Source organism: Paraburkholderia sp. PREW-6R (genome assembly GCF_039621805.1).
Taxonomy (GTDB): Bacteria; Pseudomonadota; Gammaproteobacteria; order Burkholderiales; family Burkholderiaceae; genus Paraburkholderia.
Genome location: NZ_CP155073.1, coordinates 2,453,625 through 2,465,498, shown reverse-complemented (window position 1 = coordinate 2,465,498; position 11,874 = coordinate 2,453,625). Strand labels below are relative to the sequence as shown.

Sequence of the window (11,874 nt, the reverse complement as noted above, 5' to 3'; positions counted from 1 at the left end):
GAATGACAGCAAGCCGTCTGCCTGGCTACGGGATTGCCTTCATGACCGACATCCTCGCCTCCACCGACCAGCCGCCGCTCGTGCGCAGCGACATGAATCTCGTCTGGCTGGACATGGAAATGACCGGGCTCGAGCCCGATTCCGACCGCATCATCGAAATCGCGGTGGTGGTGACGAACTCCACGCTCGACAGGATGGTGGAAGGCCCGGTGCTGGCGATTCATCAGACCGACGAAACGCTCGCCACGATGGATGAGTGGAATCAGAACACGCACGGTCGCTCGGGGCTGATCGACCGGGTCAAAGCGTCGACGGTGAGCGAGGCCGATGCCACCGAGCAGATTCGCGACTTCCTCGCGCAATACGTGCCGCCCGGCAAGTCGCCGATGTGCGGCAATTCGATCTGCCAGGACCGCCGCTTCATGGCGCGCTGGATGCCGGATCTGGAGCGCTTCTTCCATTACCGCAATCTCGACGTGAGCACGCTGAAGGAACTGTGCCGCCGCTGGCAGCCGGCAATCTACAAGGGCTTCCAGAAGCGCGCGATGCACACGGCGCTCGCCGACATTCACGAGTCGATCGACGAACTCAAGTACTACCGCCAGCATTTCCTGATTCAGTCGACACCTGATGGCGCGAGCGGCGCGTAACACGTCATACCCGAACCGTTAAGTCAGGCGGCAAGTCTTCAAACCGGCCGGGGTGCGCGCACCGCGTTCTTCGGCCGGAAGGCTTTCACCACGTCGGCGCGAGTTTCGACATACGGGCCGCCGATCAGGTCGATGCAGTACGGCACCGCGGCGAAAATGCCCGGCACCTTGACCGCGCCGCTTTCGCCGTCGCGCAGACCTTCCAGCGTTTCCCTGATGGACTTCGGCTGTCCCGGCAGATTGATGATGAGCGCCGCGTGCGTAGGCGTTTCACGGATGACCGCGACCTGGCGCGACAGAATGGCCGTCGGCACGAAATTCAGGCTGATCTGGCGCATCTGCTCGCCAAAACCGGGCATTTCCTTTGTGGCAACCGCGAGCGTCGCCTCCGGCGTCACGTCGCGCCGCGACGGACCGGTGCCGCCGGTGGTCAGCACGAGATCGCAGCCCACTTCGTCCACGAGGTCGACCAGCGTGGCCGAGATAACGGCCGCATCATCGTGTATCAAACGCGTGATTACCTGGAACGGCGAGGACAACGCCGCGCCGAGCCATTCCTGCAGCGCGGGAATGCCCTTGTCCTCGTAGACGCCCGCCGACGCCCGGTCGCTGATCGACACGAGGCCGATGACGATTTCGTCGGGGTCCCGCCGCGCCGGCGTTGGCGCAGCGTCAGTCGTCGCGGTCGTCATCGTCGTCTTCCAGACTTTCATCGACTTCGGAATCAGCCGCGGCAGACGGCCCGTCGGCGTTCTTGATCCACTGGAACAGTTCGCGGAAGTAGCGCGGCGGCTTGCTTTGCTGCGCCTCCTTGCGCGCATTGCGGATCAGCGTGCGGCCCTGCTGCGGATCGGCGTGCGGGTGCTGGCGAATGAACTCGGTCAGCGCGGCGTCGTCGGCGAGCAGCTTTTCGCGCGTGCGTTCAATCCAGTGCAGCCTGGCCGTTTCCGCTTTGTTGACGCCGTTGTGGGTGTCGAGCGCGGTGCGCAAGGCGGCGGTTTCCTCGTCCAGCAGCGAGCGCATTACGCGCCCGACGTATTGCAGCTGGCGGCGCTTGCCTTCGTGGTCGGTGATGCGGCGCGCTTCGCGCACCGCGTCGTCGAGCTTTTCGGGCATGGGCATGCGCTTGAGCGCGTCTTTGGGCAGCGCGATCAATGCGGCGCCCAGTTCCTGCAGCTCATGCATTTCACGCTTGAGCTGGGACTTGCTGGGACGGTCGTAACCGTTCTCGTCGATTTCCGGCTCGGCGGTCTCGATGGGTTGAATGCGGGTTTTGCGTGTCATGCCGATATTGTAGCGTGCCGAGCCTGCGAAACCCGCCGTGCTGCCGTACCGCCGCGCGGGCGTTCGTGGCGTTTCACAGCGCACCTGTGCGGCGGCGTGCGACGCGCAGATGTCCGGGCGCGTGACATCGTGAAAACGCGCGGCCCTCGCGGCGCTGCCTGAACCGCGTCGCGAATGCCAGGTACGGCATCGCTTACCTTGCTATGATCGCGGGATGCCATCGGCACGCAGATGAGCGCGCAAGCTGGTCGAGCGGTTGCGTGACGGGCGAACACACAGTCGAACACACAGGCAAACAGGCGAACACAGGGCCGCTCGGCCCGAACAGGATGGCAACCACAATGGCAGCAGACATGGACGTCAAGCAGCGCTTTTTTCCGCACACCCAGGATGAACTGAAGGAAATCGCCTCGGACATCCTTCGTCACGCGAAGTCGCTGGGCGGCACCGATGCGGCAACTGAAATTTCCGAAGGCGACGGGCTGTCCGTCTCCGTACGGCGCGGCGAAGTCGAGACGATCGAGCACAACCGCGACAAGATGGTCGGCGTCACGGTTTTCATCGGCAACAAGCGCGGCAACGCGAGCACGTCGGACTTTTCGTCACAGGCGTTGAAGGACACGGTCGCGGCGGCCTACAACATCGCGCGCTTCACCGCGGAAGACGATTGCGCAGGCCTCGCCGAAGCGGATCTGCTGGAGAAGCATCCGCTCGACCTCGACCTGTATCACCCGTGGAATCTGTCTGCGGACGAGGCGGTGGACATTGCCCGTCGCGCGGAAGACGCGGCGTTCGCCACCGATCCGCAGATCAAAAACTCGGAAGGCGCGAGCGTTTCGGCGCAGCATTCGCAATTCGTTCTGGCAACGTCGCGCGGCTTTCTGGCGGGCTATCCGTATTCGCGCCACTACATTGCGTGCGCGCCCATTGCCGGCAGTGGGCGCAACATGCAGCGCGACGACTGGTACACGTCTACCCGCAGCGCCGATCAGCTGGCCGATCCGGAAGCGGTGGGCCGTTACGCGGCGCAACGCGCGCTCGCCCGCATCGGGGCGCGCGGTCTGGATACGCGCAAGGTGCCGGTGCTGTTCGAAGCGCCGCTCGCCGCGGGTCTGCTCGGCGCATTCGTGCAGGCAACGAGCGGCGGCGCGCTATATCGCAAGACCTCGTTCCTCGTCGACAGTCTCGGCAAGCCGGTGTTCGCGCCGCATGTGCAGGTGGTCGAGGACCCGCACGTCAAGCGCGCGATGGGCAGCGCGCCGTTCGACGAAGAGGGCGTGCGCACGAAAAACCGTTCGGTGGTGAAAGACGGCGTGGTGGAGGGGTACTTCCTGTCCACCTACTCGGCGCGCAAGCTCGGCATGCAGACCACCGGCAATGCGGGCGGCTCGCATAACCTGTCGCTGCGCAGTTCCAGCACGCGTCCCGAGGACGACTTCGAGGAGATGCTGCGCAAGCTCGGCACCGGGCTGCTGCTCACCGAACTGATGGGGCAGGGCGTGAACTATGTGACGGGCGACTACTCGCGCGGCGCGTCGGGCTTCTGGGTGGAGAACGGCAAGATCCAGTACCCGGTCGAAGAAATCACCGTGGCGAGCACGTTGCAGGAGATGTTCCACCATATCGTCGCAATCGGTGCGGATACGATTACCCGCGGCACCAAGCAGACCGGTTCGGTACTGATCGAACGCATGACGATTGCCGGGCAGTAAGCGCTGTCTTTGCGAATACCCCATCGATACCCATCAACAGAAACGCCACGCATTTGAAGTGCGTGGCGTTTTTTTACGGCTGAAATCTCTCAGCGCGCTCAGGCGCCCTTGCGCTTATACGTGACGAACGCGTAGTCGAAATCATTCGGTGCGTCCGCGCGATGCGTTTCGTGTGCAACTTCTTCCCATTCGTTTGCGTCGAGTTCCGGGAAGGTCGCGTCGCCTTCGAAGTCGGCGGAAATCTCCGTCACGATGAGTTTGTCCGCCTGGCGCAAACCTTCCGTATATAACTGCGCACCGCCGATCAGAAAAGCCTCCGGTGCCTGATCCTGCGCGGCGAGCGTGAGCGCCTCTTCGAGCGTGGTGGCGGCGTCACAGCCCTGGAAGCGGCGCGTGGCGTCGCGCGTCACGACGATGTTGCGGCGACCCGGCAACGGCCGGCCGATCGATTCGTGCGTCTTGCGACCCATGATGATGGGCGCGCCCATGGTAGTGCGCTTGAAGAACGCGAGGTCTTCGGGCAGTCGCCAGGGCAACTGGTTGTCGCGGCCGATCACGCCGTTATTGGCGCGAGCGACGATCAGGGTGAGCGTCGTCATCGAATGGAAAGGGGAACGTAACTCACTGATTCTACATGAGCCGCATACGGCCGCAGCGAATCGGAAACGCTGTCGCCGGGATCGGCTCGTAGTGCGCGACGCTCGCGCGCCATTGGTGTTGATCCGGGACAGCACATGTTTTGTCTTTTGAACGCGGTGTGTTGGGTACGCCACAGGTGCTGTTTGCACCGCGAATTTGTTCGCGCTAATTTCTTCGATGAATGGCCATGTGTGGTTACGCTCAGTGGGGCGGCAAGCAGCGTCGCGAAATAGGTTGTCGCCGCGCGTATCACTGCAGCGGCGGCGCCCGACGGGATGCAGACTTGCATGGGCGACTGGTGGATTGCATCAAAGCTTGATGACGGTGCAAAAGCCTGGTCCCACAACGAATGTCCCATTCGTTTTGCATTTGTCGCATGCACTGAAAGTGGATAAAGCGTTTCAATACCGGGTCGCAGCATAAAATACCGAAGGGTTTAATCATACGGTACGATATACCTAAGCGTTAACTTGAAGAAAGCGCTTCCACCGGGTTTTTATTCGTCAGCTGAAGAACGCTTGGGAAACGGCGAGCCTTGTTGGACAAGGAGTAGCGCATTAAATTCGCATAAAGGTTTTCCAGTTGGCGGGTGTATAGTAAGCTCTCGAAAAACAGCATCAGATTTAAAAAAGCCCGCTAACGGGCCGTTCAAAAACACACACGCCGCTTTATTGGGGATCAGCTGTCCGCACGGAATGGAATGGCCGTTCGGTTTTTGCGATTCGCGAATCCCGAACGAGTCAGCGTGTCTGAATTTCGGTTCAGGTGCGTGCATCATCCTTAACGTTCGTTGACGAGAGGATCTGAATAATGGAACCCGCAACGCGGCAACTGATTTACGTTTCGCGCGATCCAAGCGCGGAACTCAACACACGCTTTCATCAACGCGGCTGGCATGTCGAAGTCGTCGGGTCGGCGCGCGACGTGCGCCGGGCAGTTCGCGCCGGAACGGCAGCGGGCGGCCTGCTTGATCTGTCGAGCGACTTTCAGCCGCATGAAATCGCCGCATTCGAATCCTGCCTGACTATGCCGAACGTCGGCTGGGTCGCGGCAACCACACCGGGTCAACTCCAGGACGCCGCGCTGCGCCGCCTCGTGCGCGACTATTGTTTTGATTATGTGACGGTCCCGTATTCGGGCGAACGCATCGTCGATTCGGTCGGTCATGCGTACGGCATGATCTCGCTGGGCGAACCCGCGTCGAACGACGGGTCGCAAGGTGCCGAAGGCGAAATGGTCGGCTCGTGCGACGCTATGCTTGCGCTGTTCCGCTCCATCCGCAAAGTGGCCATGACCGACGCTCCCGTGTTCATTTCCGGCGAGTCGGGCACGGGCAAGGAATTGACGGCGGTCGCCATTCATGCGCGTTCCGGGCGCCGCGAAGCGCCCTTCGTGCCGATCAATTGCGGCGCCATTCCGCCGCATCTGCTGCAGTCCGAACTCTTTGGCTATGAACGCGGCGCGTTCACCGGTGCGAACCAGCGCAAGATCGGTCGCGTCGAAGCGGCCAACGGCGGCACGCTGTTTCTCGACGAAATCGGCGACCTGCCGCTCGAAAGTCAGGCGAGCCTGCTGCGTTTCCTGCAGGAGCGCAAAGTGGAGCGTCTCGGCGGCCACGCCGCGATCGACGTCGACGTGCGGATCATTTCGGCCACTCACGTGGACATGACCGCCGCGATGATCGAAGGGCGTTTCCGTTCGGACCTGTATCACCGTCTTTGCGTGCTGCAGATCGACGAGCCGCCGCTGCGCGCGCGTGGCAAGGACATCGAACTGCTCGCGCGGCACATGCTCGAGCGCTTCAAGAAAGATGCAAGCCGGCGTCTGCGGGGTTTCGCGCCGGATGCCATCGCCGCGTTGCATAACTACGGCTGGCCAGGCAACGTGCGCGAACTGATCAACCGGGTTCGGCGCGCGATCGTCATGTCCGAAGGGCGGGCGATCACTGCCCGCGATCTGGAGCTGGCCGAATACGTTGAAATCGTGCCGGTGTCGCTCGCGCAGGCGCGTGAAGCGGCCGAGCGTCAGGCAATCGAACTCGCGCTGCTGCGTCATCGTGGTCGGCTTGGCGATGCCGCGCAGGAACTCGGCATCTCGCGCGTGACGCTTTACCGTCTGCTGTGTTCACATGGCATGCGCCACATGGAAGGCGAGCCGCTCGCCGCACCGCATGGCGAGTTGCCGGCATCGGTGCCGCATCTTTGAAGCGTCGGTTCGCGCTTGCAGGTCGGGTGCGCCGGCATCGTGGCTTTGATGGATGTCGCGATAGCGCACGCGCCGATTCTTGTGGCGTCCGCGCAAACGATGATCGCTCCACGCGCGTATTCCACCCACCGCGCGTTGAGCGGCCGGTGGATTGCAGCACATCAACCGTTACCGCAGTGTTCCCACCTTTCTTGTGGCGTTGCCGCTTGCTTCGGCACGCGGTGTCCCGCTGCGCTTGTTAAAATCGGGCTTTCGCTCAATCCCCCGTCGCGCAATCGGCCAACTGATCCGCGCGTCGTCGAAGGAAACCCCGCATGAACCAATACCTCGACCTCGTCCGCACGATTCTCGACACCGGCACGTGGCAGGAAAACCGCACCGGCATCCGCACGATCGGCATGCCCGGCGCGATGTTGCGCTTCGACCTGCAGCAGGGCTTTCCCGCGGTCACCACGAAAAAGCTGGCGTTCAAGTCGGCCATTGGCGAACTCGTCGGCTTTCTGCGTGCGTCGCGCAGCGCCGCGGATTTTCGCGACCTCGGCTGCAAGGTGTGGGACGCCAATGCGAACCAGAATCCGCAATGGCTTGCCAATCCTTACCGTGAAGGCCCGGATGATCTCGGCGCCGTGTACGGCGTGCAGTGGCGTCAGTGGCCGGCTTACAAGGTGCTGGACGCAAGCGCGAGCGCACAGCTCGCCGACGCAGCGTCACGCGGTTTCCAGGTCGTGACGGAGTTCGACGAAGAGGGCGGCCGCAAGGTGCTGCTCTACAAGGCCATCGATCAGTTGCGCCAGTGCCTCGACACCATCATGCAGAACCCGGCCGACCGGCGCATTCTGTTTCATGCGTGGAATCCGGCTGTCCTGGATCAGATCGCGCTGCCGGCGTGCCATCTGCTGTATCAGTTCCTGCCGAACGTCGCGCGCAAGGAAATCTCGCTGTGCCTGTATATCCGCAGCAATGACGTCGGCCTCGGCACGCCGTTCAATCTGACCGAAGGCGCGGCGCTGTTGCATCTGGTCGGGCGGCTCACGGGTTATACGCCGCGCTGGTTCACGTACTTCATCGGCGACGCGCATATATACGAGAACCAGCTCGACATGCTGCAACAGCAGCTCACGCGTGAGCCTTACGCCAGTCCCACGCTGGCAATCTCGGAACGCGTACCCGAGTATGCGAAAACCGGCGTGTACGAGCCGCAGTGGCTCGAAAAAATTGAGCCATCGGATTTTTCGCTGGTGGGTTACCAGCATCATGAGCCGTTGACCGCGCCCATGGCCGTTTGACGGTTTTCAAGCCGCACTTGCGCACTGAGCGCATGTAGAAAAAATCCCCGCGATGTGAATCGCGGGGATTTTTTTGCCGCTCCCATTGACCCGCGCTTTGACGCGCGAGACGGACCTGCCTAGCCTCGGTGATGCTCGTCGTGGCCGCCACCGCCGGAGTGCTGCTCGGCGTGCTGCGGCTGCGGACGGGCCTGCTCGGCATGTTGCGGCTGAGGCTGCGGCTGTGGGCGCGGCTGCTGCGCCTGCTGCGGACGCGGCTCAGGACGCGCCTGCTGCTGCGGATGGAATTCCTGCCGCTGCTGCTGGCCTTGCTGCTGATGCGGTTCAGGACGCGATTCCTGACGCGGCTCCGGTCGCGGTTGCGCGGCGGGTTGGGGGTGGTACTCCTGTCGCTGCGGCTGCTCGGCATGCACTTGCGCCTGACGCGGCTCTGTCGCTTCGGGCGGGTGCGGAGCCTGAACCGGCTGTTGCGGGCGAGCTTCCTCCTGGCGCGCCTGCTGCTGCGCCGCCGGATTCTGCTCGGCCCGCGGCGCGCCGCCCGGACGTGCCGCCTCTTCCTGCGGTCGGCGTTGCTGCGCCATGGGCGCATGCGGCTGCGTCCATGCCGGCTCGTGGCGGTCGTTCTGCGCTTCTGGCTGACCCGGCTGCTGCGGCAGGCCACGCTGCTGTTGCTGCTGCGCGAAATTTGCGCGATTGCCAGCATTCGCATTCGCCTGCGGCGGACGCGGCACGCCATTCGACGGATGCGCTCCTTCGCCCGGCTGCTCACGCTGATTCGCCATCTGCGGCGGCGTCCCGGGTCGCGCCTGTGGCTCGCCGCCGCGTTCCGCGCCCTGCGCCACTGCGGGCCGCTGGCCTGCCTGCTGCACGATCGTGCCGTTCGGCCCGACCGGCGCGCCTGGCGCCGCACCCGGCATGCGACCCGCCATATGCGACTGCACGACGCGCACGTTCTGCACCGGCAATGCGCCTGGCCCACTGGCCATATGCGCGGGAACGGACGTCCGCACGATCGGCTGCCCCGCGCCCGGCACACGTCCGCCGGACTGCGCAAAGCGTTGCGCGAGGCTGTCGTGATAGGCGGCCGGCGTCGCCGGATTACGCGTCGCGACCACCGCACGCGACATCACGGCTACAGGCGGACGGTAGCTGGCATTGCGCGCACCCGGCCCGAAACTCTCGCGCACCGGCGCGATCCCCGGCCCGCCCGGATTGATCCGGGCGTTATGCCATTGCTGCGGATCGACCTTCTGCGCGAAACGCCCGACCGGCTGACCGTGGACGAACGCTGTCGCCGGCACCGCCGTCACGCCGCCCGGCGCGCGGTAGTTGATGTACGTGTTGTGAATGTTGGTCACATTCACGTTGCGGTTGTAGTTGTTGACGATGGTCGTCTGGTTCACGCGTTCGTAGTAACGCGGGCTCCAGTGATCCTGGCCGCCCCAATGCGGATGCCACGGCTCGCCCGGACCCAGCGGGAACCAGGCGACACCGGCCGCCACCGCACCGCCGATCGCCAGATCCACGCCCCAGTCGACTCCGCCTCCGCCGCCGCCGACGAAGGCGACCAGCGCCGGCGCATAGACCGGCGGCGCGGTGGCGACGAGCGGTCCCGGCACCCACGCCCACGAATCGTCGACGTAGGCCCAGCGGCCGTAGTGATACGGCGCGAAGCCCCACGGCGCGTCGTCCACCCAGGTCCAGCCCCACGGCGCCTGCCACACCCAGTGGCCGTCGTGATAGGGCGCCCAGCCCGCGGGCGTCGCGCGCGGCACCCACACCTCACCGTATTGCGGGCTCTCGCGCCACGTGCCGTTCGCGTCGAGATCTTCGTAACCTGGGATGTCGCGCGACACATAGCGAGCCGAGACCGACCGGTCTTCGGCGGCGTCGCGGCTCGCGGCCCACTGGTCGAAGCCGTCGAGTCCGGGCGCGCCGCTGTTGGCGAGTTGTTGCAGGCTCGTGCCGGCAAAGCGGATCTGCTGGCCGGCCGCGATCGGCACCTGGCCGTTGTCGCCATAGACGGTCGCACTGCCGCTGCGCACGGTGACGGTCGTGCTGCTGCCGTCCGGTGCGACGTCGACGCGATAGTCGCCCGGCCCGTTCAGGCCGAGCGCAAGATTCGGTGTATCGACTTCATAGCTGGAGCCGGGCGGCATTTCCCGCACGCGCGCCGACAGCGTGCCTTGCGCGACTTTGAGTTGCGCGCTGTTGTCATCGAGGTTGAGCAGATCGAGACTGGTGGATGGGCCCAGCCGTACCGCGGTCGAGCCGATATGCAGTTCCGAGCGTGCATTCTGGTCGTTCCACAACTGGTCGCCGGTGGTGAGCGGGCGGTTGATCTGCGCATATGACCAGTCGGTCGCGCCGGCCGGCTCCGTCGTGACGGTGCCCGCCGTGTAGTTCAAACGTGCGACACGTGAGGGTGGATCGGTGTTCTGCGTGGCGCTTTCCGGTATTTGCCCCGGTCCCGGAGGCGCTTCCTGCGCCATGCCGGCCTGCGAGGCAAGGAGCAATGCGGCGGTGGCGATCAGCGTGTAGCCGAGCGCGCGGCGTGTTGGACGAGTGTGTGTGGTCGCTTTTTTCATGATTTATCTCCAGCCGGTGCTGCAATGGCAGCATCCCGGAAACCACTCTACCCGGAGCGTTTGTTTCAAGGCGCCCAGTTTTGTAAGGCCGTCGCATCAGCGTGTAACAAAAGGTCTCGATGACGGAATTCGTAAGCGTATTGAAGATTTCTTGTAATGGCGGCGGCGCGTAACGACGGAATGCGACGCGTCTTACGCGGCGAGAAATGCGTCGAAATGGCGATGCCCCAACGGCGTGATCCGCAAGATTCGCGGACGCGCCGTGCGCTCGACCCAACCTTGCGCGTACCACGAATCGAGCAGCGCCGCGCCGAGTGCGCCACCCAGATGCGGCCGGCGCTCGCTCCAGTCCGGGCAGGTGCAGGCGAAACGGCGACGGCGGCTTTTCTGCAGCGCCATGTCGATGCCCCAGTCGGCGAAGCGTGCGGCGCCGGCGGGCGTGGCGTCGAGGGACGTGCCGTCGGGCGTCAGCAGCCCGCGCTCCACCATCCGCTCGAAAATTTGCACCGACAGTTCGCCGGCCATGTGGTCATAGCATGTGCGGGCGTAGCGCATATCGAGCGGCACCGTGCGTGGCTGGGGCGCCGTTCGTTGCGGCGCGCTGACTTGCGCGACATTGGCGAGCGCTTCGATCGTTGCCGCGATATCCGGCGACGCGATCCGGAAGTAGCGATGTCGCCCGCGCACGTCGAGCGCGAGCAGACCGCCGTCGGTCAGGCGCGCGAGGTGGGCGCTCGCCGCCGACGGCGACAGCCCCGCGATCATCGTCAATTCACCGGCTGGCCGGGCGCTGCCGTCCATCAGCGCCCAGAGCATCGCGGCGCGACCGGGATCGGCGAGTAATGCGGCGATCCGGGTGAGACCAGGGAAGTGGTTGTTCTCGTCTGTCAGCGAGGCTGCCATACATGTCTCCGGTTCTTTCATGTCCAGCTGCGGGCGGCGCGGTTGAGCGCCCATTCAGCCACTGTATCCGGCTGCGGTATTCGATGTTTCAGGATCGCGTGAAGCATCGAACGTAACGGCCAGGAGATCCCGGACGGCCTGTAAGCTCGTCTGCCCGCCGCCGGGAATCGTGCGGGTCAGCAGCCATTTCGTATTGCTCGGCAAAAACCGCCGTAACCGTCGTAGCCTCAGGAACACCGTCGCCCATTGCGACGGATGCCGGAGCCGCCAGGCTAGAATCGGCTTCTGTCCTAGCGGGAATGCGCTGTCATGAAAACTCTTTTCGCCATCGCGGCTGTCGTCATGCTGGTCAGCGCGTGCGCGCAAGGCGGCGCGTCGGATTCAGGCGCAGGCACCGGCAGCATCACGATGTACGGCACTATCGATGAAGGCATCACGTTCCATAAGTAATGCGCGATTCGGCCGAGGGCGCGCGTTCAGCGGAACTGGCGACACGACTGGCAGAAATTGATACATGATTGTCACGACTGCCATTCGTGACCATGTGACGATCTGGGCATTGCCACCTTCGCCGTCCCGGTTTCGCCCCCATGCCGACCCGCGCTCC

At 64.1% G+C, this 11,874-nt stretch carries 10 protein-coding genes; 5 read left to right on the top strand and 5 right to left on the bottom strand.

Annotation, left to right across the window (positions count from 1 at the left end; genetic code table 11):
• The first annotated feature begins 41 nt into the window (after positions 1–41).
• Positions 42–650 carry an oligoribonuclease gene (orn, locus tag AAGS40_RS10685; RefSeq protein ID WP_345814366.1) on the top strand — a complete coding sequence of 203 codons (609 nt, stop codon included), beginning with the start codon at positions 42–44 and terminating at the stop codon, positions 648–650.
• Between the two features lie 38 nt (positions 651–688).
• On the opposite strand, the gene mog is transcribed toward orn, so the two are convergent.
• Together mog and yjgA are read right to left on the bottom strand one after the other, a co-directional pair.
• Positions 689–1,342, bottom strand: a complete 654-nt coding sequence (gene mog / locus AAGS40_RS10680) for a molybdopterin adenylyltransferase (protein WP_345811227.1) — start codon at positions 1,340–1,342, stop codon at positions 689–691.
• On the bottom strand, positions 1,323–1,934 hold the full coding sequence (gene yjgA / locus AAGS40_RS10675; RefSeq protein WP_345811226.1) for a ribosome biogenesis factor YjgA: 612 nt from the start codon (positions 1,932–1,934) through the stop codon (positions 1,323–1,325). Before yjgA ends, mog begins: the two co-directional genes overlap by 20 nt.
• A gap of 341 nt (positions 1,935–2,275) precedes the next feature.
• Here yjgA and pmbA point away from each other — a divergent pair, with 341 nt between their 5' ends.
• The gene (gene pmbA / locus AAGS40_RS10670; protein WP_345811225.1) at positions 2,276–3,646 is read left to right on the top strand and encodes a metalloprotease PmbA; all 1,371 of its coding nucleotides are present in this window, start codon (positions 2,276–2,278) and stop codon (positions 3,644–3,646) included.
• 98 nt (positions 3,647–3,744) lie between these two features.
• Here pmbA and AAGS40_RS10665 read toward each other — a convergent pair whose 3' ends face one another.
• A complete protein-coding gene (locus AAGS40_RS10665) occupies positions 3,745–4,245 on the bottom strand; it encodes a dihydrofolate reductase (RefSeq protein WP_345811224.1) in 501 nt (166 codons plus the stop codon).
• 850 nt (positions 4,246–5,095) lie between these two features.
• On the opposite strand from AAGS40_RS10665, the gene AAGS40_RS10660 reads away from it, so the two are divergent.
• Both AAGS40_RS10660 and AAGS40_RS10655 read left to right on the top strand, forming a co-directional pair.
• On the top strand, positions 5,096–6,490 hold the full coding sequence (locus AAGS40_RS10660; protein ID WP_345811223.1) for a sigma-54 dependent transcriptional regulator: 1,395 nt from the start codon (positions 5,096–5,098) through the stop codon (positions 6,488–6,490).
• A gap of 314 nt (positions 6,491–6,804) precedes the next feature.
• Entirely contained in the window at positions 6,805–7,776 is a 972-nt protein-coding gene (locus AAGS40_RS10655; RefSeq protein WP_345811222.1) for a thymidylate synthase, read from the top strand.
• 119 nt (positions 7,777–7,895) lie between these two features.
• Here AAGS40_RS10655 and AAGS40_RS10650 read toward each other — a convergent pair whose 3' ends face one another.
• Together AAGS40_RS10650 and AAGS40_RS10645 are read right to left on the bottom strand one after the other, a co-directional pair.
• Positions 7,896–10,364: a DUF6600 domain-containing protein gene (locus AAGS40_RS10650; RefSeq protein ID WP_345811221.1), complete on the bottom strand. Its 2,469-nt coding sequence runs from the start codon at positions 10,362–10,364 to the stop codon at positions 7,896–7,898.
• Positions 10,365–10,556: 192 nt separating this feature from the next.
• Positions 10,557–11,267, bottom strand: a complete 711-nt coding sequence (locus tag AAGS40_RS10645; protein ID WP_345811220.1) for a helix-turn-helix transcriptional regulator — start codon at positions 11,265–11,267, stop codon at positions 10,557–10,559.
• A gap of 309 nt (positions 11,268–11,576) precedes the next feature.
• Here AAGS40_RS10645 and AAGS40_RS10640 point away from each other — a divergent pair, with 309 nt between their 5' ends.
• Positions 11,577–11,717: a hypothetical protein gene (locus AAGS40_RS10640; protein ID WP_345811218.1), complete on the top strand. Its 141-nt coding sequence runs from the start codon at positions 11,577–11,579 to the stop codon at positions 11,715–11,717.
• The last annotated feature ends 157 nt before the right edge of the window (positions 11,718–11,874 follow it).